The organism is Tsukamurella asaccharolytica (assembly GCF_007858435.1).
Taxonomy (GTDB): Bacteria; Actinomycetota; Actinomycetes; order Mycobacteriales; family Mycobacteriaceae; genus Tsukamurella; species Tsukamurella asaccharolytica.
Genome location: NZ_VIGW01000007.1, coordinates 76,981 through 103,280, shown reverse-complemented (window position 1 = coordinate 103,280; position 26,300 = coordinate 76,981). Strand labels below are relative to the sequence as shown.

24 protein-coding genes and 1 tRNA gene are annotated in these 26,300 nt (G+C 69.7%); 16 read left to right on the top strand and 9 right to left on the bottom strand.

The genetic code is table 11. The annotated features are described in order from the left end of the window. Positions 1-55 precede the first annotated feature (55 nt). Positions 56-129: transfer RNA gene (locus FK529_RS14195), tRNA-Pro, on the bottom strand. A gap of 155 nt (positions 130-284) precedes the next feature. Between FK529_RS14195 and FK529_RS14190 the strand changes: the two genes are divergently transcribed. Further along, positions 285-821 carry a GNAT family N-acetyltransferase gene (locus FK529_RS14190; RefSeq protein WP_146562286.1) on the top strand — a complete coding sequence of 179 codons (537 nt, stop codon included), beginning with the start codon at positions 285-287 and terminating at the stop codon, positions 819-821. Between the two features lie 194 nt (positions 822-1,015). On the opposite strand, the gene FK529_RS14185 is transcribed toward FK529_RS14190, so the two are convergent. The 3 genes from FK529_RS14185 to speG form a co-directional block, all read right to left on the bottom strand. Continuing rightward, positions 1,016-2,371, bottom strand: coding sequence for an MFS transporter (locus FK529_RS14185; protein ID WP_146562284.1), 1,356 nt, complete (start codon positions 2,369-2,371; stop codon positions 1,016-1,018). 79 nt (positions 2,372-2,450) lie between these two features. Next, positions 2,451-3,206, bottom strand: a complete 756-nt coding sequence (locus FK529_RS14180) for a YoaK family protein (protein WP_146562282.1) — start codon at positions 3,204-3,206, stop codon at positions 2,451-2,453. A 102-nt stretch (positions 3,207-3,308) separates the two neighbouring features. Next, positions 3,309-3,830 carry a spermidine N1-acetyltransferase gene (gene speG / locus FK529_RS14175; protein ID WP_146562280.1) on the bottom strand — a complete coding sequence of 174 codons (522 nt, stop codon included), beginning with the start codon at positions 3,828-3,830 and terminating at the stop codon, positions 3,309-3,311. A 187-nt stretch (positions 3,831-4,017) separates the two neighbouring features. On the opposite strand from speG, the gene tig reads away from it, so the two are divergent. The 13 genes from tig (at position 4,018) to proB (ending at position 20,260) form a co-directional block, all read left to right on the top strand. After that, positions 4,018-5,430: a trigger factor gene (tig, locus tag FK529_RS14170; RefSeq protein ID WP_146562278.1), complete on the top strand. Its 1,413-nt coding sequence runs from the start codon at positions 4,018-4,020 to the stop codon at positions 5,428-5,430. Positions 5,431-5,566: 136 nt separating this feature from the next. Continuing rightward, positions 5,567-6,160 carry an ATP-dependent Clp protease proteolytic subunit gene (locus tag FK529_RS14165; protein ID WP_146562276.1) on the top strand — a complete coding sequence of 198 codons (594 nt, stop codon included), beginning with the start codon at positions 5,567-5,569 and terminating at the stop codon, positions 6,158-6,160. A 43-nt stretch (positions 6,161-6,203) separates the two neighbouring features. Then, positions 6,204-6,845 (top strand): ATP-dependent Clp protease proteolytic subunit, encoded by a 642-nt coding sequence (locus FK529_RS14160; RefSeq protein ID WP_068525836.1) that lies wholly within the window; start codon positions 6,204-6,206, stop codon positions 6,843-6,845. Between the two features lie 182 nt (positions 6,846-7,027). Further along, the gene (gene clpX, locus FK529_RS14155; RefSeq protein WP_146562274.1) at positions 7,028-8,302 is read left to right on the top strand and encodes an ATP-dependent Clp protease ATP-binding subunit ClpX; all 1,275 of its coding nucleotides are present in this window, start codon (positions 7,028-7,030) and stop codon (positions 8,300-8,302) included. Positions 8,303-8,446: 144 nt separating this feature from the next. Further along, positions 8,447-11,134 carry a valine--tRNA ligase gene (locus FK529_RS14150; protein ID WP_146562273.1) on the top strand — a complete coding sequence of 896 codons (2,688 nt, stop codon included), beginning with the start codon at positions 8,447-8,449 and terminating at the stop codon, positions 11,132-11,134. Then, entirely contained in the window at positions 11,131-12,549 is a 1,419-nt protein-coding gene (gene folC / locus FK529_RS14145; RefSeq protein ID WP_146562271.1) for a bifunctional tetrahydrofolate synthase/dihydrofolate synthase, read from the top strand. Before FK529_RS14150 ends, folC begins: the two co-directional genes overlap by 4 nt. Then, complete coding sequence (locus tag FK529_RS14140; RefSeq protein ID WP_146562269.1) at positions 12,546-12,959, top strand: DUF4233 domain-containing protein; 414 nt, start codon at positions 12,546-12,548, stop codon at positions 12,957-12,959. The genes folC and FK529_RS14140 overlap by 4 nt, the downstream gene beginning before the upstream one ends. Positions 12,960-12,978: 19 nt before the next feature. Continuing rightward, positions 12,979-13,392 carry a nucleoside-diphosphate kinase gene (gene ndk / locus FK529_RS14135; RefSeq protein WP_146562266.1) on the top strand — a complete coding sequence of 138 codons (414 nt, stop codon included), beginning with the start codon at positions 12,979-12,981 and terminating at the stop codon, positions 13,390-13,392. 320 nt (positions 13,393-13,712) lie between these two features. Further along, entirely contained in the window at positions 13,713-16,772 is a 3,060-nt protein-coding gene (locus FK529_RS14130) for a translation initiation factor IF-2 N-terminal domain-containing protein (protein ID WP_146562264.1), read from the top strand. 147 nt (positions 16,773-16,919) lie between these two features. Next, positions 16,920-17,231 (top strand): 50S ribosomal protein L21, encoded by a 312-nt coding sequence (gene rplU, locus FK529_RS14125; RefSeq protein WP_146562262.1) that lies wholly within the window; start codon positions 16,920-16,922, stop codon positions 17,229-17,231. A gap of 44 nt (positions 17,232-17,275) precedes the next feature. After that, positions 17,276-17,539 (top strand): 50S ribosomal protein L27, encoded by a 264-nt coding sequence (rpmA, locus tag FK529_RS14120; protein ID WP_146562259.1) that lies wholly within the window; start codon positions 17,276-17,278, stop codon positions 17,537-17,539. 127 nt (positions 17,540-17,666) lie between these two features. Beyond that, positions 17,667-19,127: a GTPase ObgE gene (obgE, locus tag FK529_RS14115; RefSeq protein WP_146562257.1), complete on the top strand. Its 1,461-nt coding sequence runs from the start codon at positions 17,667-17,669 to the stop codon at positions 19,125-19,127. Next, positions 19,124-20,260: a glutamate 5-kinase gene (proB, locus tag FK529_RS14110; protein ID WP_146562255.1), complete on the top strand. Its 1,137-nt coding sequence runs from the start codon at positions 19,124-19,126 to the stop codon at positions 20,258-20,260. The genes obgE and proB overlap by 4 nt, the downstream gene beginning before the upstream one ends. A 21-nt stretch (positions 20,261-20,281) precedes the next feature. Here the strand turns inward: proB and FK529_RS14105 are convergent, their stop codons facing one another. After that, positions 20,282-20,728 (bottom strand): SRPBCC family protein, encoded by a 447-nt coding sequence (locus FK529_RS14105; RefSeq protein WP_146562253.1) that lies wholly within the window; start codon positions 20,726-20,728, stop codon positions 20,282-20,284. A 169-nt stretch (positions 20,729-20,897) separates the two neighbouring features. Between FK529_RS14105 and FK529_RS14100 the strand changes: the two genes are divergently transcribed. Next, a complete protein-coding gene (locus tag FK529_RS14100) occupies positions 20,898-21,905 on the top strand; it encodes an AurF N-oxygenase family protein (RefSeq protein WP_146562251.1) in 1,008 nt (335 codons plus the stop codon). On the opposite strand, the gene FK529_RS21045 is transcribed toward FK529_RS14100, so the two are convergent. The 3 genes from FK529_RS21045 to FK529_RS14090 all read right to left on the bottom strand — a co-directional run bounded on the left by FK529_RS21045 (position 21,890) and on the right by FK529_RS14090 (position 24,026). Beyond that, a complete protein-coding gene (locus FK529_RS21045; protein ID WP_438947203.1) occupies positions 21,890-22,021 on the bottom strand; it encodes a hypothetical protein in 132 nt (43 codons plus the stop codon). The genes FK529_RS14100 and FK529_RS21045 overlap by 16 nt on opposite strands. 98 nt (positions 22,022-22,119) lie before the next feature. Beyond that, positions 22,120-22,986: a Sir2 family NAD-dependent protein deacetylase gene (locus FK529_RS14095; RefSeq protein WP_438947202.1), complete on the bottom strand. Its 867-nt coding sequence runs from the start codon at positions 22,984-22,986 to the stop codon at positions 22,120-22,122. 23 nt (positions 22,987-23,009) lie between these two features. Then, positions 23,010-24,026 carry a magnesium and cobalt transport protein CorA gene (locus tag FK529_RS14090; protein ID WP_146562249.1) on the bottom strand — a complete coding sequence of 339 codons (1,017 nt, stop codon included), beginning with the start codon at positions 24,024-24,026 and terminating at the stop codon, positions 23,010-23,012. Between the two features lie 114 nt (positions 24,027-24,140). Between FK529_RS14090 and FK529_RS14085 the strand changes: the two genes are divergently transcribed. Next, the gene (locus tag FK529_RS14085; protein ID WP_146562247.1) at positions 24,141-25,511 is read left to right on the top strand and encodes an MFS transporter; all 1,371 of its coding nucleotides are present in this window, start codon (positions 24,141-24,143) and stop codon (positions 25,509-25,511) included. A gap of 29 nt (positions 25,512-25,540) precedes the next feature. On the opposite strand, the gene FK529_RS14080 is transcribed toward FK529_RS14085, so the two are convergent. Continuing rightward, positions 25,541-26,263: an SIMPL domain-containing protein gene (locus FK529_RS14080; RefSeq protein WP_146562245.1), complete on the bottom strand. Its 723-nt coding sequence runs from the start codon at positions 26,261-26,263 to the stop codon at positions 25,541-25,543. Between the last annotated feature and the right edge of the window lie 37 nt (positions 26,264-26,300).

Here is a 26,300-nt window from a genome sequence, read left to right as displayed (position 1 = left end):
CGTTAGTCGTCCCGGTCTCGGGATGGAGCGTCCGTGCTTCACCGTGCAGACTCAGTCGGGATGACAGGATTCGAACCTGCGACCCTTCGCTCCCAAAGCGAATGCGCTACCAAGCTGCGCCACATCCCGTGATCGCGTGTGCGACCAGGTAAAGAGTACCCGTGGCGAGGATGCGAACCGCGCCCGCGTCGAGGTGAGCCCTCCGGCTCCCGTCAGGCTCGGCCGGCGGCCACCATCGCCTCGGGGCGGGCAGCACGGTGGGAGTCGGAACTACTGTTCACGGCATGGCGGTGAGCAGAGACACGGCAACCGGATACCTGATCCGGCGGCCAGAGGACGGCGACGCCGTCGCGCTGGCGCAGGTCCACGTCCACGTCTGGAGGGTGACGTACCCGGGCCTGGTGGACAGAGCGAAGCTCGACGCCCTCACCGTGCCGGCCGGGACGGATCGGTGGCGACGGATCGTCGCCGGCCTGGATCGCCAGGAGGCCGAAGGCATCCGTACTCGGTGCGCCGTGCACCCGGCGACGGGGAGGATCATCGGTTTCGCGACGGGTGGGCCCGCGCGCGACGTCGGCGCACCGTCGAAGACGCAGCTCTGGTCCCTCAACGTTCTCCCCGAGCATCACGGCGCCGGCGTTGCGGCGGCGCTGATGGACGAGGTGATCGGGGAGCACGGGGCGTACCTGTGGCTGGCGACGGGTAATGCCAGGGCGCTCGCCTTCTATCGCAAGCACCGGTTCGAGCTCGACGGTGCCGTGCAGATCGACGAGGAGTGGTCGTGCCACGAGTCGCGGATGGTCAGACCCGACCTTGGGTGACCTCGCCCCGTGCACGGCGCGTGAGCAAGCGATGTGCTCCAGATATGGGCGAGGCCGGTGGCACCTGTAACGCGCCCCGGCCTCTGTTTCACTGAGCGGTTTACAGCCACGCTCACGAACTTGTTCGAAACTGTATCACAGGGCGCTCCTGTGTTCCAATCAGAGACGGGGCGGAGCCGTGCACCGTTGACCGATCAGGGCAACCGGGTGACGCGCCGGATCCACACGGTCGCGGCGAACGAGATCAGCGCGGTCGCCACCAGGTAGCCCGCCGCGGTCCACGGCGCACCGTCGGCGTTGTGGATCAGGGCGGTCAGGATGAGCGGCGTCAGCCCCGAGGCGTAGATCCCCGAGAACTGGTAGACGACGGACAGGCCCGTGTACCGGACCTCGGTGGGGAACATGCTCGCGAAGAACGTGCCCTGCGCGGCGTAGAAGACGCCGTGGATCAGGCCGAAGACGATGACGAGCCCGACGGTGAACCACAGTATCGACGCGGTGCCGAAGAGCGCGAAGACGGGGAACACCGCAAGTCCGTAGAGCAGCACCCCCGTCCCGTACACGCGCCCGGGACCGAACCGATCCGCGAGGACGCCCGCGAACGGGATCACCGCGGCCATGACCAGTGCGGCCACGGTCACCGCGACGAGGACGTCCACCCTGTTCATCGCGAGCGTCGCGGTGGCGTAGGTGATGGTGAAGACGCCCCACGTGTTGAACGCGCTGCCCTCCGCCCACCGGGCGAGGCACCCCGCGATCGTGTTGCGGCGCAGAATCGGATCGCCGAGCAACTGCCGTAGGGGAGTGCGGGTCGTGTCCAGAGTGGCCCTCGCCGCGACGAAGGCCGGGGTCTCGTCGACCGCCAGCCGCACGAGGACGCCGATCACCACCAGCACGATCGACACCCCGAAGGCGATGCGCCACCCGAACTGGAGGAACTGCTCTTCGTCGAAAACCGTCTGCAGGAGGGCGAAGACCGCCGTTCCGAGCCCCAGCCCCAGCGCCAGTCCGACCTGTGGGACTGCGCCGTAACGGCCCTTGCGCCCCTCGGGAGCGTGCTCGATGGCGAGCAGGACGGCGCCCGCCCACTCGCCGCCCAGTGCGAAGCCCTGCACGATCCGCAGAACCAGCAACAGGATCGGGGCCAGGATGCCGACCTGCTCGGCGGTGGGGAGCGCGCCCATGAGTGCTGTCGCCACGCCCATCAGCAACATCGTCAGCGCGAGCGTCTGCCGCCGGCCGATCCGATCGCCGATGTGGCCGAAAACGAGACCGCCGACGGGCCGCATCACGAAGCCGACCGCGAAGGTCACGAAGCTGAGCATCGTGCCCACGAAGGAGCTGGTGTCCGGGAAGAAGAGCCTGTTGAAGACCATGGACGCCGCGGTCGAGTAGAGGAAGAAGTCGTACCACTCGACAGTGGTGCCCAGCAGGGACGCGGCGATCACGCGCCGCAGCTGGGAACTGTCGGGGGCCGACGGGGCGGGGGCCCCGTCGGCGGTGGTGGTACTCACCGGCCGGAAGATATCGGCGGACGAGCGAGCTGTCATCGGTTGCGATCGCGCTGAACCCAATCCGGTCAGTGCGCGGCGGTCCGTGGCGGCCCGGTCTCGCTCCGGCGATCGTCGGTCAGCCGAGCAGCTTCCGACGGTCCGAGTGCAGGAACGTCACGAGCGTGATCGCGCCGCAGAGCAGGCCCGCGGCCAGGATCACCTGCGGGCCAGTGACGAAGGAGCCGATGATGCCGCCGACGGCCGCCCCGAGGACGAACCCCGCGTACACCAGGGCGTAGCCGAGCCAGTCGAAGACGGTGCCGTTGCCCGTCGCGTGCCGCTCGATGCCCTGACCGAGCTTGACCAGCGTGCCCGTGACGTAGGAGAGAGGGACCGAGACCTCGCCGTTCTTCGTGAACGAGGTGTTCAGGGCCCCCAGCGAGAACGTGATGATGAGGATGGGTACGAACCGCACCTCCGGCCCTTCGAAGCCGTCGAGGACGAAGTCCGTCGCCGACGCGACCAGCAGTCCGGCGGTGGTGAGAACGGTGGGCCCGTGCGCGTGGTTCTGCCAGAAGTAGCGGCGGCAGATCGACGCCGTGACGACACCGGTCACGAAGGCGAAGATCAGTGCCATCGCGGCGAGCGCGCCCGCCCCGGCCACCTGCTGCGCGTCGGACGCCTTGAACCACGTGAGGACAGCGCGCTCGGTGTTGCCCGTCATGAAGGTGACGAAGTATCCCGCCGAGTGCAGGAAGGCGACCGCGCCGACCATGCCCGCCATGCCGGCGAGAAGCCAGGACAGCCGTGCATCGGGCCCGATGGCGGCGTCCCGGGAGACGACCGGGCGGGGCTGTTGCTTCGTGTGCTCTTGCTCCGTCGAGGTGGTCATTCCCCATGGTTACCGACAGGAAGCTCGCTTCGCCGTGCGGCCGCACCGAGTCATATTCGGACCCCGATGGGAGGGACATCACACTGGACGGTGCGGTTGTGATCAGGCGGTCGGCGGGTCCGTGGCGAGGAAGTCGCGCTGGAACATCCCCATGAGCCGCGCGTCGCGGTAGCCGCCGTTCGAGAAGTACTGCTCGCGCAGCAGCCCCTCCTCGGTGAACCCGAGCTTCTCGTAGACGTGCGCCGCCTTCTCGTTGGCCACGTCGACGGAGAGGTACACCTTGTGCAGGTTGAGGATCCGGAACGCGTAGTCGAGCGCCCTGCGGGTGGCGGGCACTGCGTACCCCCTGCCCTGCGCCGACGGAGCGACGATGATCTGGAACTCGCAATTCCGGTGGATCACGTTGATCTCGACGAGCTCGACCAGTCCGACCGGCAGCCCGTCGTCCTCGATGATGAAACGCCGCTCGCGCTCGTCGTGGATGTGCCGCTCGTAGATGTTCTCGAGCTCGGCCAGCGCGTCGAAGGGTTCCTCGAACCAGTACGACATCACCGCCCTGTCGTTGAACAGGCCGTGCACGAACGGGAGATCCGTGCGCTCCAGGGCGCGCAACGTGAGTTCCATGACGTCAGACTAGGACGATCGCGGCGCCCCGTGCGCCCACCGTGTCGGCGCCCCGCCCGGGCTGTCGTTGGCCGGGCGCCGTCGCGTACGCTGGCCCGAGTGCCGTGGGCCCGACGGGGCCCCGTGCTGCCCGCAGGAAACCGCACATCACGCGGCCTTCCCGCTGATACCAACCCGAGGAGAACGAGTGAAGAGCACCGTCGAGCAGCTGAGCCCGACTCGCGTCCGCCTGAGCGTCGAGGTTCCTTTCGACGAGCTCGCGCCGGATTTCGATCGCGCCTACGAGACGCTCGCGCAGCAGGTCAACATCCCCGGCTTCCGTAAGGGCAAGGCCCCCGCGAAGCTGATCGAGGCGCGCGTCGGCCGCGACGCCGTGCTCTCGCAGGTGATCAACGACGCGCTGCCCGGCAAGTACAGCCAGGCCGTCCTGGAAGCCGACGTCAAGGCCCTGGGCCAGCCCGAGATCGACATCGAGAAGCTGGAGTACGGCGAGACCTTCTCGTTCACCGCGGAGGTCGACGTCCGTCCCGAGATCACGCTGCCCGACTACTCGGCCATCGCGGTCGAGGTCCCGTCGCTCGAGGTCACCGACGCCGACATCGACGAGCAGATCGAGGGCCTGCGCGCCCGCTTCGGCACCCTCAAGGGTGTGGACCGCGCCGTCGAGACCGGCGACTTCGTCACCATCGACCTGTCGGCCACCGTCGACGGCAAGGACGTCGAGGACGCCAAAACCACCGGCCTCTCGCACGAGGTCGGCTCGGGCAACCTCATCGACGGGCTGGACGAGGCCATCGTCGGCCTGAAGTCCGGCGAGTCCAAGCAGTTCGCCACCACCCTCGTGGCCGGCGAGTTCGCGGGCCAGGAGGCCGACGTCACCGTGGTCGTCGACTCGGTGAAGGAGCGCGAGCTGCCCGAGCTGGACGACGAGTTCGCCCAGCTCGCGAGCGAGTTCGACACCGTCGACGAGCTGCGCGCCGACCTGCGCGAGCGGGTCGAGCAGAACAAGAAGCTCGGCCAGGCCGCCGACATCCGTGACGCCGTGCTCGACAAGCTGCTCGAGACCGTCGAGGTGCCGCTGCCCGAGGCCGTCGTCAAGGAGCAGACCGACGCCAACGTGCACGACGTGCTGCACCAGGTGGGCCACAACGAGGAGCTCCTCGAGACCGCCCTCAAGGCGCAGGGCACCACCCGCGAGGAGTTCGAGACCCAGGCGCGCGAGTCGGCCGAGAAGCAGGTCAAGGTGCAGCTGCTGCTCGACGCGATCGCCGACGCGCAGGACGTGCAGGTCGACCAGCAGGAGCTGCAGGAGCACATCCTGTTCCAGTCGCAGCGCTACGGCATGCAGCCGCAGGAGTTCATCCAGCAGATCCAGCAGGCCGGCCAGCTGCCCGCCCTCTTCCAGGAGGTCCGTCGCGGTAAGGGCCTCGCGGACGTCGTGCTCGAGGTGACGGTCAAGGACGCCGACGGCAACACCGTCGACACCAAGGCGCTGTTCGACCGCGAGGACGCCGGCGAGGAGCTCGCCGAGGAGGCCGCGGCCGAGGAGGACGTGGTCACCGAGGCGGAGGAGATCACCGCCGAGGCCGACAAGAAGTAGCACCCCGCGGAGCGCCCCGCAGCCTGACCGGCTGCGGGGCGTTTCTGCCCTCAGCGGAGCCGGGCGTGCCGGGGGACGTACCCGCCCTGCCCGTTCGTTAGTGTCGATGACAGCAAAGAAAGGCAGGGAGCAGCGGATGACCTCCAACCCCACCATGCGGGCCGGAATGGCCGGCCTGAACCTGAACGATTCGGTGTACAGCCGCCTCCTGGAGTCGCGGATCATCTTCCTCGGCAGCGAGGTGAACGACGACATCGCCAACCAGCTCTGCGCGCAGATGCTGCTGCTGTCGGCGGAGGATCCGACCAAGGACATCAACCTCTACATCAACTCGCCCGGCGGCAGCATCTCCGCCGGTATGGCGATCTTCGACACGATGGAGTTCGTCGAGTGCGACGTCGCGACCTACGCGATGGGCATGGCCGCCTCGATGGGTGAGTTCCTGCTCGCCGCAGGCGCCAGGGGCAAGCGCTACGCCCTGCCGCACGCGCGCATCATGATGCACCAGCCGTCCGCCGGCATCGGTGGCACCGCGGCCGACATCGCCATCCAGGCCGAGCTGTTCCGCAAGACCAAGGTGGAGATGAACCGGCTCAACGCCCAGTTCACCGGCCAGTCGATCGAGCGGATCGAGTTGGACGCAGACCGCGACAAGTGGTTCACGGCCGAGGAGGCCCGGGACTACGGTTTCGTCGATCACGTCGTCAGCCGCGCGAGCTCCGTCAAGTAGCGAGAGGACACTTGAAATGACCGAGGGTTACTACCCCACCACGATGTCGGCCCAGGGCCTGCACGTCCCCGCGACCAACCGCTACGACGTCCCGTCGTTCATCGAGCGCGCGGCCAACGGCAACGAGCGGGTCACGAACCCGTACTCGAAGCTCTTCGACGAGCGCATCATCTTCCTCAAGAACCAGATCGACGAGGTCTCGGCGAACGATGTGATGGCTCAGATCCTGGTGCTCGAGTCGCAGGACCCGGACCGCGACATCACGATCTACATCAACTCGCCCGGCGGCAGCCTCTACGACGCGCTCGGCATCTACGACACGATGCAGTACGTGCACTGCGATGTGGCGACCGTGGTGCTGGGCACCGCTGCCTCGGCCGCGGCGATCCTGCTGGCGGGCGGCACCCCGGGCAAGCGCGCCGCGCTGCCCAACTCGACGGTGCTCATCCACCAGCCCCGCACAGGCGGGTCGATGCGCGGCCAGGTCTCCGACCTGGAGATCCAGGCCGCCGAGATGGAGCGCGCCCGCAACCGCCTCGACGAGATCCTGGCGAGCCACACCGGCCAGACCGTCGAGCAGATCCGCAAGGACACGGACCGCGACAACATCCTCACGGCCGACCAGGCCAAGGAGTACGGCATCGTCGACACGGTGTTCCCGTACCGCAAGGCGTCCGCGAAGTAATCGCAGCAGGAAACCGGGGGTCGCGACACGCCGCGTGAGCGGGTTCCGCGACCCCCGGTGCCACCTCTAGCAAGCTGTTCATATCGGTCGCCGGGACGGAAGTTCGCGGGTACCGTCGACAATAGACGTCACCTGCTGAGCAACGCGGCGGGCGAGTCATCGGCAAGGGAAGTAGGCACGGCATGGCACGGATAGGGGACGGCGCAGACCTGTTGAAGTGCTCCTTCTGCGGAAAGAGCCAGAAGCAGGTCAAGAAGCTGATCGCGGGCCCCGGCGTGTACATCTGCGATGAGTGCATCGACCTCTGCAACGAGATCATCGAAGAGGAACTCGCCGAGACCAGCGACGTGAAGCTGGACGAGCTGCCCAAGCCCGTCGAGATCCGCGATTTCCTCGACAACTACGTCATCGGCCAGGACTCCGCGAAGCGGAACCTCGCCGTGGCCGTGTACAACCATTACAAGCGCATCCAGGCCGGCGAGCGCAAGGACGCCCGCGGCGAGAACGTGGAGCTGGCGAAGTCCAACATCCTCATGCTCGGACCCACCGGCTGCGGTAAGACCTACCTTGCGCAGACGCTGGCGAAGATGCTCAACGTGCCCTTCGCCATCGCCGACGCCACCGCGCTCACGGAGGCGGGCTACGTCGGCGAGGACGTGGAGAACATCCTCCTCAAGCTGATCCAGGCCGCCGACTACGACGTCAAGCGCGCCGAGACCGGCATCATCTACATCGACGAGGTCGACAAGATCGCCCGCAAGAGCGAGAACCCGTCGATTACGCGCGACGTGTCGGGCGAGGGCGTGCAGCAGGCGCTGCTGAAGATCCTCGAGGGCACGCAGGCGTCGGTGCCGCCCCAAGGCGGACGCAAGCACCCGCACCAGGAGTTCATCCAGATCGACACGACGAACGTGCTGTTCATCGTGGCCGGCGCGTTCGCGGGGCTGGAGAAGGTCGTGGGCGACCGGATCGGCAAGCGCGGCCTCGGCTTCGGCAACGAGGTGCGCACCAAGGCGGAGGTCGACACCGTCGACCACTTCGCCGACGTGCTGCCCGAGGACCTCATCAAGTTCGGCTTGATCCCCGAGTTCATCGGCCGCCTGCCCGTCATCGCCTCCGTCTCGAACCTCGACAAGGAGTCGCTGGTCTCGATCCTCTCGGAGCCCAAGAACGCGCTCGTCAAGCAGTACCAGCGCCTCTTCGAGATGGACGGCGTGGAGCTCGAGTTCGATGAGGACGCCCTCGGCGCCATCGCCGATCAGGCGATCCACCGCGGCACCGGTGCCCGCGGCCTGCGCGCCATCATGGAAGAGGTCCTCAACCCCGTGATGTTCGACATCCCGTCGCGCGACGACGTGGCGAAGGTCGTCGTCACGGGCGAGACGGTGCGCGACAACGTGCTGCCGACCATCGTGCCCCGCAAGCGCTCCCACGCGCGCCAGGAGAAGAGCGCGTAGACCCACGATTTGACTGCGCCCCCGACCGAACCGGTCGGGGGCGCAGTCGTATCCGTTCGACGGTGCGCCACCCGTTCTCCGGGACGACGCGGACCGGCAAACGCCCCGCGGAAACCGCTCGCGTGCGCTGACTAGAATCGTGGGGTGACTACTGATCCGCAGAACGCCGCAGACCGACTTCCCGCCGCCTGGGAGCCCGGTGCGGTAGAGGCGGACATCTACCGCGGCTGGGTCGACGCGGGGTACTTCACGGCCGACAACACCTCGCCCAAGCCGGCATTCTCCGTGGTCCTGCCGCCCCCGAACGTCACGGGCAGCCTGCATCTCGGTCACGCGCTCGACCAGACCATCACGGACGCGCTGTGCCGCCGCAAGCGGATGCAGGGCTACGAGGTGCTGTGGCTGCCGGGCACCGACCACGCCGGCATCGCCACCCAGTCGCTCGTCGAGAAGCAGCTCGCCGCCGAGGGCACCAGCCGCCGCGAGATCGGCCGCGAGGCCTTCCTCGAGCGCGCCTGGGCCTTCAAGGAGGCCAGCCACGGCAACATCACCGGCCAGATGCGCCGCATCGGCGTGGGCGTCGACTGGTCCCGCGAGCGCTTCACCATGGACGAGGGCCTCTCCCGCGCGGTGCAGACCATCTTCAAGCAGCTCTTCGACGCGGGCCTGATCTACCGCGCCGAGCGCCTGGTCAACTGGTCGCCCGTGCTGCAGACCGGCATCTCCGATCTCGAGGTCGACCACAAGGAGGTCGACGGCGAGCTCGTCTCCTTCCGCTACGGATCTCTGAACGACGACGAGCCGCACATCGTCTGTGCCACCACCCGGCTGGAGACGATGCTCGGCGACACCGCGATCGCCGTCCACCCCGACGACGAGCGCTACCGCGCCCTCGTCGGGACCACGCTTGAGCATCCGTTCCTGGATCGCCGAATCCCGGTCGTGGCCGACGACTACGTCGACCCCGAGTTCGGCTCTGGCGCCGTGAAGATCACCCCCGCGCACGACCCGAACGACTTCGCGCTCGGCCAGCGGCACGACCTGCCGATGCCCACGATCATGGACGAGACCGGCCACATCGCCGGCACCGGAACGCAGTTCGACGGTCTCGACCGCTTCGTCGCCCGCAGGGCGATCCGCGACGCCCTCGCCGAGCAGGGCCGGATCGTCAAAGAGGTGCGGCCGTACCGGCACAGCGTCGGCCACAGCGAGCGCTCCGGCGAGCCGATCGAGCCGCGCCTGTCGATGCAGTGGTGGGTCAAGGTCGACCGGCTGGCCACGGCCGCGGGCGACGCCGTGCGCAACGGTGACACGGCCATCGTCCCCGAGTCGCTCGCGCCCAGGTTCTTCGACTGGGTCGACGAGATGCACGACTGGAACATCTCCCGCCAGCTGTGGTGGGGCCACCGCATCCCCGTCTGGTACGGCCCCGCCGACGCTGAGGGGAACCGGGATGTCGTCTGCTGCGGCCCCGACGACGTGCCGCCCGCCGGCTACGAGCAGGATCCCGACGTCCTGGACACCTGGTTCAGCTCCGGACTCTTCCCCTTCTCGACCATGGGCTGGCCCGAGGAGACGGCGGATCTGGCGAAGTTCTATCCCACCTCGACGCTGGTCACCGGCTACGACATCATCTTCTTCTGGGTCGCCCGGATGATGATGTTCGGCACCTTCGTCGGCGAGGAGCCGACCGCCCCCGGCAAGGTGCCCTTCCACGAGGTGCTGCTGCACGGCCTGGTGCGCGACGAGTTCGGCCGCAAGATGAGCAAGTCGAAGGGCAACGGCATCGACCCCCTCGACTGGGTCGACGAGTACGGCGCCGACGCACTGCGCTTCACCCTCGCGCGCGGCACCATCCCCGGCGCCGACCTCAACGTGGGCGCGGACGCGGCCGCGAGCAGCAGGAAGTTCGCCACCAAGTTGTTCAACGCCACCAAGCTGGCCCTGATGAACGACGCCCGCGTCGGGGAGCTGCCGGATCGCGCCGACCTGACCGACGCCGACCGCTGGATCCTCGACCGCGTCGCCGCCGTGCAGGCGGAGGCCGACGCCGCGTTCGACGACAACGAGCTCGGTAAGGCCTGCGAGGCGCTGTACCACTTCGCGTGGGACGAGCTGTGCGACTGGTACCTCGAGGTCGCCAAGCTGCAGCTGCAGGGCGACGACGCCGCGGTCGCGGAGAACACCCGCCTGGTGCTTGGCAAGGCCCTCGACGTCGTCCTGCGCATGCTGCACCCGACGATGCCCTTCGTCACCGAGGTGCTGTGGAAGGCGCTCACGGGCGGAACGTCCCTGGTGATCGCCGACTGGCCGTCGCCGGAGCGGGCCCCGGCGGAGATCCCCGCCGATGGCGTCGAGTCCGCCCGCCGCTTCGCCGACCTGCAGCGCCTGGTCACCGAGATCCGCCGCTTCCGCAGCGACCAGCTGCTCAAGCCCGGGCAGCGGGTCGCCGCCCGGCTCAGCGGGCTCGACGAGGCGGGCCTCACCTCGCTCGCCGCCGCCGCAGCAAACCTGTGCCGGCTCACTCCGCCGGAGGACGGCTTCGCCGCCACCGCGTCGCTGGAGGTCCGCCTCGTGGGCGGCACCGTCACCGTCGAGTTGGACACGTCCGGCACCGTCGACCTGGGGGCCGAGCGGGCACGGCTGGAGAAGGATCTCAAGGCGGCGCAGAAGGAGCTCGACGGGACCACCGCCAAGCTGGGCAACGACGCCTTTCTTGCGAAGGCGCCCGACGCGGTCGTCGACAAGATCCGCGGGCGGCGGGCCGTCGCGCAGGAAGAGGTCGAGCGCCTCACCGCCCGGATCGCGCAGCTCGGCGGGGGAGCGGCGTGACGGTTCCCGCCTTCGCCGCCGACCCCGACGATCTCGCCGAACTGGCGCAGGTCGAGGCGGAACTGGACCAGCGCTGGCCGGAGACGAAGATCGAGCCCTCGCTCACGCGCATCGCCGCTCTGATGCAACTGCTCGGCTCACCGCAGGACGCGTACCCGTCGATCCAGGTCGCCGGAACCAACGGCAAGTCGTCGACGGCGCGGATGATCGACGCACTGCTGCTGGCCTTCTCGCGCCGCACCGGCCGGATCACCAGCCCGCACCTGCAGCTCGCCACCGAGCGCATCGCCATCGACGGCGCGCCGCTCACCGCGCGGCAGTACGTGGAGACCTACCGGGAGCTCGAGCCCTTCATCGAACTCGTCGATGCGCAGTCCGAGGCCGCCGACGGGCCGCGGATGAGCAAGTTCGAGGTGCTCACCGCCATGGCCTTCGCGGCCTTCGCCGAGGCCCCCGTCGACGTGGCCGTCGTGGAGGTCGGGCTCGGTGGCACCTGGGACGCCACGAACGTGGTGACGGCGGAGGTCGCCGTGATCACCCCGATCGGCCTCGACCACGTCGAGCTCCTCGGCCCCGACCTCGCGTCGATCGCAGGAGAGAAGGCCGGCATCGTCAAGCGCGCGCCCGAGCGGCTGATCCCCAAGGACACCGTGATGATCGTGGGCAAGCAGGAGCCCGCGGCGATGGACGTTCTGCTGCGCAAGGCGGTCGAGACCGACGCCGCGGTCGCGCGCGAGGGCTCCGAGTTCGCGGTGGTGGAGCGTCGCGTCGCGGTCGGCGGTCAGCAGCTCACCCTGCAGGGCCTCGGCGGGGTCTACGACGACGTCTTCCTGCCGCTGCACGGCGAGCACCAGGCCAACAACGCCGCCGTGGCCCTCGCCGCCGTCGAGGCCTTCTTCGGCGCCGGCGCCGACCAGCAGCTCGACCTCGACACGGTGCGCGAGGGTTTCGCGAACTCCGCCTCGCCCGGCCGGCTGGAGCGCGTGCGCAGCGCCCCGACGGTGCTCCTCGACGCGGCGCACAACCCGCACGGCGCGCAGGCGCTGGCGCGCACCATCGAGACCGAGTTCGGCTTCCGCACCTTGATCGGCGTCGTCTCCGTGCTCGCGGACAAGGACGCCGTCGGCGTGCTGACGGCGCTCGAGCCCGCGCTCGACACCGTCGTCGTCACCCACAACGGCTCGCCCCGCGCGCTGGAGGTCGAGCGGCTCGCGGCGATCGCCGAGGAGATCTTCGGCGAGGACCGCGTGGTCACCTCGCCCACCATGGTCGACGCGGTCGAGACCGCCGTCGCGCTCGCCGACCAGGAATCCGACGACGAGGACGGCCCCGCCTCCGGCGTGGGCGTCCTCATCACCGGTTCCGTGGTCACCGCCGGTGTCGCGCGCTCGCTGTTCGGAAAGGAACCCCAGTGACGGGAACCCCCGCATCCAACCCCAGGTTCACCCCGCCCCCCAAGGATCCGTGGAAGAGCTTCCGGGGCATCCTCTCCGGCACCCTGATCCTCGAGATGATCGTCGTCCTGCTGGCCCTCCCCGTGGTGGTCCGGCTCTCGCCCGGGCTCTCCGGTCTGAAGATCGCGTACGTGCTCATCCTCGCGGCGCTCATGTTCGGCGGGTGCATGGTCGTGAAGAAGCCGTGGGCCATTCCCGCCTTCCTCGCGCTGCAGGTCGCCGTCATCGCGGGCTTCGTCGTGCACTGGGGGATCGGCGCCGTGGGCGTCGTCTTCGCCATCGTCTGGGTGTACATCGCCTACATCGAGCGCGACGTGAAGCAGCGCATGGCGGAGGGCCGGCTGCCGGGGCAGGAACCGATCGCCGAATGAGGCCCGTTAGGCTGAGGTCGTGACTGAGCGGACTCTGATTCTGATCAAGCCCGACGGCGTGCGGCGCGGCCTCTCCGGGGAGATTCTGGCGCGCATCGAGCGGAAGGGCCTCACCATCGCGGCCCTCGAGCTCAAGCACGTCTCGACCGAGGTGGCCGAGGGCCACTACGCCGAGCACAAGGAGAAGCCCTTCTTCGGCTCCCTGCTCGAATTCATCACCTCCGGGCCCGTCGTGGCCGCCGTTCTGGAGGGGCCGCGCGCGATCGCCGCGTTCCGCCAGCTCGCGGGCGGCACCGACCCGGTCGAGAAGGCCGTGCCGGGCACCATCCGCGGCGACTTCGGCCTCGAGACCCAGGAGAACCTGGTGCACGGCTCCGATTCGCCCGAGTCCGCCGCGCGCGAGATCGCCCTCTGGTTCCCGGGCATTGCCTGACCTGCGGAAACCTGTTCCGCATCCCTGATCCCACGGGCCCGCCCGCGCGACATCGCGCGGCGCGGGCCCGATACTTTTCCGTACTGCCCGGGGCGTGTGGGATACTGACTCCGGACGCACGTCGGCGCGCGCAACCGTGCAGCGCCGACCGGCCCGGCTGGCTCGCAGAACGTCGAGCCAGCGTGCGCCACGCACGAGACACGTGCAGACCTTGACAAACGTGGGGCGGTAGGAGAACTCCTTCGCCCGCACCACATGACACGCCCCCGCGTGGCCGCGACCAGCAGTGATCGCGCCCGGGGGTCGGTAGGAGACAGTAAGTGGCCGACAACACGTCGCCGGAAGAACAGAACAACGAAGCTCGGGACGAGTTCCCGCAGAAGCTGCGGGTGCACGCGCTGGCGCGTCTGCTGGGGCTGACCAGCAGGGAGGTGCTCGCGCACCTGAGCGAGCTGGGTTTCGTCGCACGCAGCGCGCACTCGAGCATCGACCGCAGCGCCGCTGAGCGTGTGCGGGATCGCCTCGCGGAGGCGAGCGCCGGGTCGACGGACGCCGAGGCGCCCGTGTCCGAGCGCGCCGCCGCGGCAGCGGCCGAGGCGCCGTCCGCGGAGCAGCCCACCCCAGCCGAGGAGCCCGCCGCGGTGGAGCAGCCGGCCCCGGAGAGCGCCCCGTCGCTGTTCTCGGCGGTTCCCGTCGCCGAGCCGGTCGTGGAGCAGGGGCCGTCGAACTTCGACGCGAACGTGCCGCTGTTCCTCCAGCCCGAGCAGGTCGAGCAGGCGCCGCGCAAGGCGCGCGCCGCGAAGAAGGACTCCGAGCCGGCCCCCGAAACCGGCCCGGCCCGGCAGTCCGGCCCGGCTCCCGAGGACGCTGCGGCGCCCGCCGCCCCGGCCGATGAGGCGGTCGAGTCCGCGACGGAGGTGGCCGACGCGGCACCGTCGACCGACCAGAACGGCGACGACGAGGCGGGCGGCAACCGGCGCCGTCGCCGCGGACGTCGTGGCCGTGGCCGCGGCCGCGGCGAGACCGCCGACGAGCAGGACGGCCAGGAGCCGACCGAGGGCGATACGTCCGGCGAGGCCGACTCGTCCGCCCCGCGTGCGGACGGCGAGAAGACCGACGGGGACAAGGCCGACGAGGCCTCCTCCGACGATGCGGACGGGGACGACGTCGAGGACGTCACCGACGGCGGCTCCCGCCGTCGCCGCCGCCGTCGCCGTCGTCGCGGCACCGGGGAGGACGGGGCCGAGGCCACCCCGTCCGACGACCCGCCGAACACCGTGGTGCACGAGCGCGAGCCGCGGCAGCGGACGCGCCGTGACGAGGTGCGCGGCATCAGTGGTTCGACCCGCCTGGAGGCCAAGCGCCAGCGCCGCCGCGACGGTCGCGACACCGTGCGTCGCCGCCCGCCGATCCTCACCGAGTCGGAGTTCCTCGCCCGCCGCGAGGCCGTCGACCGCGTGATGGTGGTGCGCGAGCGCACCGGCGTCGGCCCGTCGGAGGGCCAGGACGGCCACACCGTGCCCCATCCGCAGGACTACACGCAGGTCGCGGTCCTCGAGGACGGCGTGCTGGTGGAGCACTTCGTCACGTCGTCGAGCTCGGCGTCGATGGTCGGCAACATCTACCTGGGCCGCGTGCAGAACGTGCTGCCCTCGATGGAGGCGGCCTTCGTCGACATCGGCCGCGGCCGCAACGGCGTGCTGTACGCGGGCGAGGTCAACTGGGACGCCGCCGGTCTGGACGGCAACGCCCGCAAGATCGAGCAGGCGCTCAAGCCCGGCGATCAGGTGCTGGTGCAGGTGTCGAAGGACCCGGTCGGCCACAAGGGCGCCCGGCTGACCACGCAGATCTCGCTCGCGGGCCGCTTCCTGGTCTACGTGCCCGGCGGCGGCTCGGCCGGCATCTCGCGCAAGCTGCCCGACACCGAACGCAAGCGCCTCAAGGAGATCCTCAAGGAGATCGTCCCCGCCGACGCCGGGGTCATCATCCGCACGGCCTCCGAGGGCGTCAGCGCCGAGGAGCTCGCGGGCGACGTGGCGCGCCTGCAGGCCCAGTGGGCCGAGATCGAGGAGGCCTCGTCGCAGAAGGGCGTCAAGGCGCTCTACGAGGAGCCCGACCTCCTGGTCAAGGTCGTGCGCGATCTCTTCAACGAAGACTTCAGCAAGCTCGTCATCGAGGGCGGCCGGGCCTGGGGCACGGTCGAGAAGTACGTCTCCACCGTCGCGCCCGACCTGCTGCCCCGCGTGGAGAAGTTCGACAAGGCCCACGCCGATGCACCGGACGTCTTCGCCGCCTATCGCATCGACGAGCAGCTCGCGAAGGCGATGGACCGCAAGGTCTGGCTGCCCTCCGGCGGCACCCTGGTCATCGACCGGACCGAGGCCATGACGGTCGTCGACGTCAACACCGGCAAGTTCACCGGAGCCGGCGGCAACCTCGAGGAGACCGTCACCCGGAACAACCTCGAGGCGGCCGAGGAGATCGTGCGCCAGATGCGGCTGCGCGACATCGGCGGCATGATCGTCGTCGACTTCATCGACATGGTGCTCGAGTCCAACCGCGATCTCGTGCTGCGCCGCCTCACCGAGGCGCTCGGCCGCGACCGCACCCGCCACCAGGTGTCCGAGGTGACCTCGCTCGGCCTGGTCCAGATGACCCGCAAGCGGATCGGCACCGGCCTCGTCGAGGCCTTCTCCACGCCGTGCCAGGCCTGCGCGGGCCGCGGCGTCATCGTCCACGACGCGCCTGTCGAGTCGTCGGGCGGCAGTGAGGACACGGGTCGTTCCGGCGAGAAGTCGGACGGCTCGGGCCGCAAGAAGCGCAAGCGCGCCAAGTCCGACGGTGCTGCGCAGGCCCCGGCGGCGGCGCCCGCCAAGGAGCCCGCCGCGCACAAGGGTGAGCACCCGATGTTCCGGGCGATGGCCTCGCACCACGACGATGAGCACCCTCAGGGCCCCACGGCCGGCGGGGAGAACGGCGCCGAGGCGGCGACCGAGGGCGCGACCGTCGAGCGGGCCGCCGTCGAGCAGGTCGTCGAGACCATCGCCGATGCGCCCGCGGCTGAGGCGCCCGCGGCTGAGGCGCCCGCGGTCGAGGCGACCCAGGCCGAGAAGCCCGCGGGTACCGCGTCGCGACGGCGGCGGGTGGCGCGCAAGGCGCCCACCACCACGTCCGCAGCGCCGCAGACGATCGTCGTCGACCTCGCGGCCCCCGCGCCCGACGCGCCATCGGCCACGGACTCCGTGGGCGACGGTGGCGGGGCCTCGGTGGCGGAGCCCGCACGCAAGCGGGCCCGCCGACGGGCCGCCGCCCGCCCCGCGGGTCCCGCCGCGGGCGGATCCGTGAGTGACGGTGCCGACAAGGCGGACCAGCCGGTTTGACCGTGTCGCCGGCCTTCCCGTAACCTGGGAAGGTCGCTTTTCCGGCGGCGCGCTCGTGCGTGCGTGTTCCGGAGTACCCGCGTGATACGAGCCGCGCACCTGGCGCGCGCTGAACTACGAGAAGTGTAAGAAGAGGTAAGTCCGAAGATGGCCACGTATGCGATCGTCAAGACCGGCGGCAAGCAGTACAAGGTCGCCGTCGGCGACCTGGTGAAGGTCGAGAAGATCGACGGTGAGGTCGGTAGCAGCGTCACGCTGCCCGTCGCTCTGGTCGTCGATGGCGCCAACCTCACCACCGACGCCGCGGCGCTGGAGAAGATCTCCGTGACCGGCGAGGTCGTGGATCAGGTCAAGGGCCCGAAGATCCGGATCCACAAGTTCAAGAACAAGACCGGCTACCACAAGCGTCAGGGTCACCGGCAGAAGCTGACGGTCGTCAAGGTGACCGCGATCGCCTGACCGGCGAACCAGACAACGAACACCTTTAGTACAGGAGTAGCCAGATGGCACACAAGAAGGGCGCGTCCAGCTCGCGCAACGGTCGTGATTCCAACGCCCAGCGACTGGGCGTGAAGCGGTTCGGTGGCCAGACGGTCAGCGCCGGCGAGATCCTGGTCCGCCAGCGCGGCACCCACTTCCACCCCGGCGTGGGCGTCGGCCGTGGCGGCGACGACACCCTCTTCGCCCTCGCGGCGGGTGCGGTGGAGTTCGGTACGAAGCGTGGCCGCAAGACGGTCAACATCGTGCCGGTCGCTGTGGAGGCGTAGTCCCGCAGCAACACACACGAGTTCTCGAAGGCGGGCGCGGTCTCTACGAATCTGAGACCCGCCCGCCTTCGGCTTTTCCGCCCTGCGCCCTGATCGGCGCCGGGCACACAGGGAGAAAGAGGTCCCCATGTCCAGGTTCGTCGACCGGGTGACGGTGCATGTCACGGCCGGTAACGGTGGCCACGGCTGCGCCTCGATCCACCGGGAGAAGTTCAAGCCGCTCGGCGGCCCCGACGGCGGCAACGGCGGGCGCGGCGGTTCCGTGATCCTCGAGGTCGATCCGCAGGTGCACACCCTGCTCGACTTCCACTTCCGCCCCCACCTCAAGGCCACCAACGGCAAGCCCGGCGAGGGCGGCAACCGCGAAGGCAAGTCCGGCCAGGACATGGTGCTCAAGGTGCCGGACGGCACCGTCGTGCTCGACACCGACGGCAAGATGCTCGCCGACCTCGTGGGCGCCGGGACCCGCTTCGACGCGGCCCAGGGCGGCCGCGGCGGCCGCGGTAACGCGGCCCTCGTCTCCAAGGCGCGCAAGGCCCCCGGTTTCGCCCTCCTCGGCGAGGACGGCCAGGCCCGCGACCTGGTGCTCGAGCTCAAGTCCGTGGCCGACGTGGGCCTCGTGGGCTTCCCGTCCGCGGGCAAGTCGTCGCTCGTCTCCGTGCTCTCGGCCGCGAAGCCGAAGATCGCCGACTACCCGTTCACGACGCTCGCGCCGAACCTCGGCGTCGTCTCGGCGGGGGAGACCACCTTCACCGTCGCCGACGTGCCCGGGCTCATCCCCGGAGCGTCGACGGGCCGCGGTCTGGGCCTGGACTTCCTGCGTCACCTCGAGCGCTGCGCAGTGCTCGCGCACGTCGTGGACTGCGCGACCCTCGAGCCGGGCCGTGACCCGGTGAGCGACGTCGACGCGCTGGAGGCCGAACTGGCCGCCTATCAGCCCGCGCTGGCCGCCGACACCGGCCTCGGAGAGCTCTCCGAGCGCCCCCGCATCGTCGTGCTCAACAAGGCCGACGTGCCCGACGCTGCAGAGCTCGCCGAGATGGTGCGCCCCGAGTTCGAGTCGCGCGGCTGGCCCGTCTTCGTGATCTCCGCGGTCGCCCACACCGGTCTGCGCGAGCTCACCTTCGCGCTCGCGGACCTGGTGCAGAAGTACCGCGCCGAGCGGGGGACCCCCGTGGCGCGCCGCCCCGTCATCCGGCCGATCGCCATCGACGAGTCCGGCTTCGAGGTCATCTCCGACCCCGATCAGCCGGGCGGCTTCGTCGTGCGCGGTCCCCGGCCGGAGCGGTGGATCAAGCAGACGCCGTTCGACAACGACGAGGCCGTGGGCTACCTGGCCGACCGCCTCAACCGGCTCGGCGTCGAGAAGGAACTGATCAAGCTCGGCGCGGAGCCCGGAGCCCCGGTCACGATCGGCGACGTGTGCTTCAACTGGGAGCCCTCGCTGGGCACCATCGACGACGTGCCGGTCACCGGCCGCGGCACGGACATCCGTCTGGAGCAGAACGAGCGGGTCGGCGCGGCCGAGCGCCGCCGTCAGCACGACGTGCGGCGCGGCCTCGCGAGTGACGACGAGGACGACGAATGACGGCAGCACCCGCGACCGGCGATCTCCTCGCCGGCGATATGCGCGCCGCGGTCGCGGGTGCCCGCAAAGTCGTCGTGAAGATCGGCAGCTCCGCGCTGACCGATCTGGAGCACGGGCTCGCGTCGGACCGGCTCGACGCCCTGACCGACGCCATCGTCGCCCGGCTGGATCGGGGTACCGAGGTCATCGTGGTCTCCTCGGGAGCGATCGGCGCCGGCATGGCGCCGCTGGGCCTCAAGCGCCGCCCGACGGACCTGGCCACCAAGCAGGCCGTCGCGTCCGTGGGGCAGTTGCAGCTCGCCAACGCTTGGGGGGCGTCGTTCCGGCGCTACGACCGCATCGTCTCGCTGGTGCTGCTGACCGCGCACGACATCGGCCTGCGGGTGCACGCCGCGAACGCGCAGCGCACGCTGGACCGGCTGCGCACGCTGGGTGCCGTCCCGATCATCAACGAGAACGACGTGGTGGCCTCCAACGAGGTCCGCTTCGGCGACAACGACCGGCTCGCCGCTCTCGTCGCGCACCTCACCGGCGCCGACGCGCTGGTCCTGCTCTCGGACGTCGACGGCCTCTACGACGGTGACCCCCGCAAGGGCGATGCCGCGCTCATCGCGGCGGTCGACGGGCCGGAGGACCTCGACGGAGTCGTGGCGGGTTCCGGCGGCGCGCTCGGCACGGGCGGCATGGCGTCGAAGCTCTCGGCGGCGCGGCTGGCGGCCGACGCCGGGGTGCCGGTCCTGCTCACCGCGGCGGCGCTCGCCGACAGGGCGCTCGACAGCGCCGATGTGGGGACCGTCTTCCGGCCGCGGGCCGTGCGCCTGTCCGCCCGGCGGTTCTGGGTGCGGCACGCGGCCGACGTGCACGGCGACCTGACGCTGGACGACGGTGCCGTCGCTGCGGTCGTGGACCGCCGGCGCTCCCTGCTCCCGGCCGGGGTCACCCGCGTGAGCGGCACCTTCTCCGGCGGCGACGTCGTGAACCTGCGCGATCTGCGCGGCACCGTCCGGGCGCGCGGTGTGGCCGCCTACGACCACACCGAGCTGGAGACGATGCTCGGCCGCGACACGACGGACCTCCCGGAGGGCCTGCGCCGCCCCGTCGTCCACGCGGACGACCTGGTACCCGTCCGCTAACCCCGAGGACGGAGCGCGGCGTCAGGCCCGCGCGGCCTCGAGGTCGCGGCGGAGGGCGGACTCCGAGGCTTTGACGGCCTGTATGGCGAAGGGCTCGATGATCATGCCGAGGGCCCTGCCGGCCAGGCCGCCGGGCAGCTCGTAGGTGAACTCCACGGCGAGCTCGGTGGTCGCGTCGTCCAGCGCGGTGAACGTCCAGCGTGACGCTGTCGTGAAGCCCGCGATCGAGGTCAGCGTGATGAGGCGGTCCTCCTCGAACTCGGTGACGCGCACGACTGAGCCGATCTCCTTGGGGCCGATCTTGACCGCGGCGTCGTACGTGGCGCCGAGGCCGTAGTCCTGCTCGCCCTGCGGGACGAACCGGCTGATCCCGAAGAACCACTTCGGCACGGTCCGGTAGTCCGCGACGTGGGCGAAGACGGTGCTCAGCGGTACCGACGCGCTCGCGGTGTGGTGGATGGTGGTCATGCGGCCTCCGGTCTCGACGATCAGGGACGACGTACGAATGGGCCCGATGTCACGGAGCCACCGGCGACACTACATCGTTGACCAGCGCATTCATACAGATCAGGGAGAAATGTCCATCCACGTGATACATTTTCAGTAGAACTGTGTCAGCCTGCAGGAGGAGTCCGTCATGGCATTGCACATCACCCACATGGGTCGTACCCGAGGCCGCTCGTTTCCCGGGCAGGCCGAGTACGAGCAGACCCTGCAGGACCTCTCCGAGGCCTCCGTCGAGCGCAACTTCGACCCTTACGTCGACATCGATTGGGACTCGCCCGAGCTGGCCGTGGTCCCGGACGATCCGCGCTGGATCCTCGACGCCCGTTTCGACCCGATCGGCCGGACGGACTGGTACCAGTCGCAGCCGCGCGCCAAGCAGATCGAGATGGGGATGTGGCGCCAGGCCAACGTGGCCAAGGTGGGGCTGCAGTTCGAGTCCGTGCTGATCCGCGGCATCATGCAGTACACGGCCCTGCAGCCGAACAACTCGCCGGAGTTCCGCTACGCCACCCACGAGGCGAAGGAGGAGTGTCAGCACACGCTGATGTTCCAGGAGTTTGTCAACCGGATCGGGATGGACGTCCCCGGCGGCCCGCTGTGGTTCCGTCGCCTGTCGCCGATCATCCCGTTGGCGGCCACCACCTTCCCGATGATCTTCTACATGGGCGTCCTCGGCGGCGAGGAGCCGATCGACCACGTGCAGAAGCAGTTCCTGCGGTCCGGTATCGAGCAGCACCCCACGATGACCGCAGTCATGCAGCTGCACGTGGCGGAGGAGGCACGGCACATCTCCTTCGCCCACCAGTTGCTGGAGCACCGCATCCCCACGCGCGGCGCCTTCCCGCGGTTCCTGCTCTCGCTGGCGCTGCCGATCGTGATGCGGTCGCTGCTCACCGCGATCGCGGTGCCTCCGCGGCAGTTCCGCAAGCGCTTCGACATCCCCCGCGAGGTGTGGAAACAGATGTACTGGCGCTCGCCCGAATCCCAGGCGATGAAGCGCGAGGTCTTCGGCGACGTCCGGCTCCTGGCGGAGAAGACGAAGCTGATGAACCCGGTCTCGCGCATGCTGTGGCGCGTCCTCGGCATCGACGGCCGCGTCTCCCGCTTCCGCAGCGAGCCCGCCTACTCCGCCGGCTGACCGGATTCACGGGTGCGGCGGCCCGGGCGCGGCTGGACCGGACACGACGACGGGGCGTTGATGTGGCTGGAGCCGCCGCCCTGGTAGCGCGGGGTGCGGGCGAGCTCGCCGATCACGGCTACGGTGCCCGCGCCCGCGTCGAGGGGGAGCGCGGCGTTCTCGTTGCGCAGCAGGCCCCCGGCGCCGCGGCGGTGGTCCAGAAGTCGGCGCCGGCTCAGGGCGCGGCGAGGTGGCGCAGCGCCGTCGCCACGTCCACGTCGACGGTGACGTCGGCCAGCCCGTCGCCCCGCGTGCGCCCGCGGTTGACGATGACGACGGGCTTGCCCTGCTTGTGCGCGTGGCGCACGAACCGCAGGCCCGACATCACGGTCAGCGAGCTGCCCAGCACCAGGAGGGCCTCGGCGCCGTCGACCACGGAGAACGCGCGTTCCACGCGCGGTTTGGGCACGGACTCCCCGAAGTAGACGATGTCGGGCTTGAGGATGCCGCCGCACTCGCCGCAGTCGACCATGGTGAAGTCGGTGGTGTCCTCGACCACGACGTCGGCGTCCGGTGCCACTTCGAGCGCGCCGCGGCCCGCGATCCGGGCGACGAAGCCGGCGTTGAGCGGCTCGAGGTGCGTGTGCAGCCGATGGCGGCTGATGCGGTTCTCGCAGCTCAGGCACCGCACCTGGGCGTAGTTGCCGTGCAGATCGATCACGCCCCGCGTGCCGGCCTTCAGATGCAGCAGGTCGACGTTCTGCGTGATCACCCCGGCCACGCCGGGCAGGGCCGCCAGCGTGCGGTGCGCGGCGTTGGGGAGAGCGGCGTCCATGTGCCGCCAGCCCAGATGGTTGCGCGCCCAGTACCGCCGCCGGAACTCGGCGGAGCTCAGGAACTGCTGAAGCGTCATCGGTGTCCGACGGGGCGCCCCCGGGCTGCGGTAGTCGGGAATGCCCGACGCGGTGGAGACACCCGCGCCGGTGAGCGCGACGATGCGGCGGCCGCGGAGCAGGGCGCGGGCGCGATCGAGCCGATCGGCGTAATCGAGGTCCGGCGCGGTCGCTTCCGCGGGCTCCCAGGCAGGCATCGCAGTGCGCACGTGCCCAGGCTACGTCGCCCGGGTCAGTCGGCGGCGCCCAGCGGATTCGCGGGCATCGATTCCTTGCGGCGCAGCCACAGGCGCAGCGCGATGAGCGGCACGAACAGTCCGCACACGCCGAAGATCAGGAACTTCCAGGGGCCCCCGATGTTGTCGACGAGCCAGCTGAAGTTCTGCCCGAAGAAGCCGGTGACGAAGGTCAGCGGCAGGAAGATGGTGGACAGCACGGTGAGCCGTTCGATGGTGCTGCTCTGCCGTGCGGCCGAGTGCGCCTGCTGTACCGAGACCACCGCGATGTTCGCCTGCAGGATGGTGCCGAGCAGGTCGCGCTGCGCGGAGACCTCCTCGTTGACCAGTTGGAGGCGGTCGTAGACGTCGCGCAGGTAGGGGGCGAGGCGCTCCTCGCCGAGGCTCTTACCCACGGAGGTCACCACCGCGAGCAGCGGGTGCGCGGCGCGGTAGAAGTTCGTCACCTCCCGGCGCAGGAGGTAGATCCGCTCGGTGGGGGCGACGGCACCGGAGAAGACCGTCCCCTCGATCTGTTCTATGTCGTGCTCGAGGCCGGCGACGACGGGCTCGTAGCCGTCCACCACCTGGTCGAGGATCGCCCACAGGACGGCGTCGGTGCCGAGCTCGAGGAGCTCGGGCTTCTGCTCGAGCCGGGTCCGGGCCTGGTGCAGTTCGCTCGCGACGCCCTGCCGCACGGTGATGACGAAGTTCTTCGCGACGAAGACGCTGATCTCGCCGAAGTCGACCTCCTCGCGGGCGTCGTCGTACCGAGCGGTCCTCAGGATGACCAGCTTCACGGACGCGTCGAAATCCTCGACCTTGGGCCGTAGGTGGTAGTCCTGAGCGTCCTCCACGGCGAGTTCGTGCAGGTCGAAGGCCTCACGGACGGATTCCATCTCCTCGGGCGTCGGCTCGAACAGTCCTAGCCAGACGAAACCGTTCTCGGTGCACAGGCGTGCGGCATCCAGCGGTGCGAGGGTCTCCTCGGCCTGCCGGGCACCATCCAGATAGTGGGCGCAATCGACGATCACTCCTGTGATTCAACTCCATGGCGGGCGCTGGCGCGAGGTCTCGCACCACCCATTCGCTCGCTGGTCACCGCCCGGATAGCCACTGTATTCGTTTATCGAAGTATATTACTTTAGATGACTATCGAGACCTCGCAGGCGCCGTCGATCGCGGCGCGGCTCGACCGGTTGCCGATGACCCGGTCGCACTTCGCCGCGGTGGGCGTGATCGGGCTGGGCCTGTTCTTCGACCAGTACGAGAACTTCCTCGCCGCGACCATCGCGACAGTGCTGAAGCGGGACTTCGCGCTGGGACCCGACGAGCTCAAGCTCCTGTTGGCGTCCGCGTTCATCGGTCAGTTCATCGGCGCACTGTTCATGGGCCGCATTGCGGACCGCTACGGCAGGCGCGCCGCGTTCATGATCAACCTGGCGCTCTACTCGGCCATGTCGCTCGCGGGCGCGTTCAGCCCGAACGCCGCGTTCCTGGTGCTCACGCGGTTCCTCGCCGGGATCGGTATCGGCGGCGAATTCGCCCTCGCCGACTCCTACCTCTCGGACATCCTGCCGAAGAACGTGCGTGGGAAGTACATCTCGCTCGCATACGTCGTGTCCTTCCTCGGCGTCCCGGTCGTCGGCTTCGCCGCACGCTGGCTCACGCCGCAGGTCTTCGATCTCGGCTGGGGAGAGGTGCAGGGCTGGCGTGTGTTGTTCGTCTTCGGGGCCCTCGGTTCGCTGCTCGTCTGGCTCGTGCGCCGGGGCCTACCGGAGTCGCCGCGCTGGCTCGAGGCGCAGGGGCGCTACGACGAGGCGGACGCCATCGCCTCCAGGATGGAGGCGCAGGCGGTCGCGAAGCGGAAGACGTTGGTGGAACCCGATGCGGCGTTCCGGCCGATGCCATCCCGGTCCATCACGATCCGCGCGCTCTTCCGTCCGCCGTACCGCCGACGCACCGTGATGCTGTGGATCGTCTCGGCCCTGGAGGTGTTCGGCTACTACGGCTTCGGCACCATCGCGCCGCTGGTCCTCCTGGCCAAGGGCTACTCGGTCCAGACCTCCCTGCTGTTCGTGGCGCTCTCCTACATCGGCTATCCGCTCGGCGCGGCGCTCGCGGTCCCGATCGTCGAGCGGATCGAGCGCCGCTACCTCGTGATCGGCTCGGCCGGCCTGATGGCGGCCTTCGGCCTGTGGTTCGGTTTCGCCACGAGCCCCGTGCAGATCGTGCTCGCCGGATTCCTCTACACCCTCGCGTCGAACCTGTTCTCCAACGCCTACCACGTGTACCTGGCGGACTCCTATCCCACGGCGATCCGCGGGACCGCCGCCGGCGCTGCGTACTCGCTGTCGAAGCTGGTGACGGCGTTTCTTCCGTTCGTTCTGCTTCCGATTCTGGACGAGCGTGGCAGCGTGTGGGTGTTCGCGGTGGTCGCGGCGGCGATGCTCGCCCTGATGATCACGGTGGCCGCCCTCGGTCACCGGAGCACGGGCCGTTCCGCCGACGAGGTCTAGCGACGGCGCCGGCTATCGATCAGGCCGGCTCAATCGCTCGGGTCCGCGACGAATCGCGCCTCGACCGAGGCCGCGACCGTGATGTCCTCGGGCGTCTGCGCGATGGAGGGGCGGGGCGGAGGTGCCCCGGTAACCGAGGAATCCGGGTCGGGAGCGAAGGCAGCCGCATCGCCGTCCGGAGCGCCGTGTGGCGCTCCGAGGGGTGACCTCGGCGACGCTGCCTGCAGCAGTCCGGGCTCGGCGACGGACACGGCGCGGACGGAGCCGAGCCCGAGTGCGTCGGCGTACACCTGGGCCCGGTCACGAGCGTCGCGTGCGGCGCCGGCCCGGACCTCCTGCTCTGCGGCGTCTCGGCTCGCGTCCGTGATGCTCCAGTGAGTGTGGTCGATCGCACCGCCGTCGAGCGCCGCGACCGCTCCGGTGAACCGGTTGAGCTCCTCGAAGTCGGAGAACTCGGCGGCGATCCGGATTCTCGCGTAGTGCTCGTCGTCGAGCCGCTCACCGTCCTTCGTCCAGCGCGCATGCGCGCCGAGCTCGAGGTCCGACGCGGTCCAGTCGGTCACGGGCCCCGTTTCGGGGTGGTGAAGGTACCGCAGTTCCGTGGTCAGCTGCTCCGTGTCGGCGGCGGTGGCCTCGAAGATCTCCCTCTTCTCGGGGCCGATGTGCCGGATGATGATGTGGATGGTCGCGCGTTCCGCCGGAACCGCAACCTCGTGTCGCCCGCGTACCGTGAAATCGACTGTCGTGGTCATACCGCCAGAGACTAGAACGACCCTCCGACAGGTTTCG

Coding starts and splice junctions, on each gene's coding strand:
- clpX (WP_146562274.1), top strand. CDS start 7,028: ATGGCACGGATAGGGGACGGCGCAGACCTGTTGAAGTGCTCCTTCTGC.
- proB (WP_146562255.1), top strand. CDS start 19,124: ATGACGGCAGCACCCGCGACCGGCGATCTCCTCGCCGGCGATATGCGC.
- FK529_RS14190 (WP_146562286.1), top strand. CDS start 285: ATGGCGGTGAGCAGAGACACGGCAACCGGATACCTGATCCGGCGGCCA.
- FK529_RS14180 (WP_146562282.1), bottom strand. CDS start 3,206: ATGACCACCTCGACGGAGCAAGAGCACACGAAGCAACAGCCCCGCCCG.
- speG (WP_146562280.1), bottom strand. CDS start 3,830: ATGGAACTCACGTTGCGCGCCCTGGAGCGCACGGATCTCCCGTTCGTG.
- FK529_RS14100 (WP_146562251.1), top strand. CDS start 20,898: ATGGCATTGCACATCACCCACATGGGTCGTACCCGAGGCCGCTCGTTT.
- FK529_RS14185 (WP_146562284.1), bottom strand. CDS start 2,371: ATGACAGCTCGCTCGTCCGCCGATATCTTCCGGCCGGTGAGTACCACC.
- rplU (WP_146562262.1), top strand. CDS start 16,920: ATGGCCACGTATGCGATCGTCAAGACCGGCGGCAAGCAGTACAAGGTC.
- FK529_RS14080 (WP_146562245.1), bottom strand. CDS start 26,263: ATGACCACGACAGTCGATTTCACGGTACGCGGGCGACACGAGGTTGCG.
- rpmA (WP_146562259.1), top strand. CDS start 17,276: ATGGCACACAAGAAGGGCGCGTCCAGCTCGCGCAACGGTCGTGATTCC.
- FK529_RS14165 (WP_146562276.1), top strand. CDS start 5,567: ATGACCTCCAACCCCACCATGCGGGCCGGAATGGCCGGCCTGAACCTG.
- FK529_RS14160 (WP_068525836.1), top strand. CDS start 6,204: ATGTCGGCCCAGGGCCTGCACGTCCCCGCGACCAACCGCTACGACGTC.
- obgE (WP_146562257.1), top strand. CDS start 17,667: ATGTCCAGGTTCGTCGACCGGGTGACGGTGCATGTCACGGCCGGTAAC.
- FK529_RS14105 (WP_146562253.1), bottom strand. CDS start 20,728: ATGACCACCATCCACCACACCGCGAGCGCGTCGGTACCGCTGAGCACC.
- FK529_RS14085 (WP_146562247.1), top strand. CDS start 24,141: ATGACTATCGAGACCTCGCAGGCGCCGTCGATCGCGGCGCGGCTCGAC.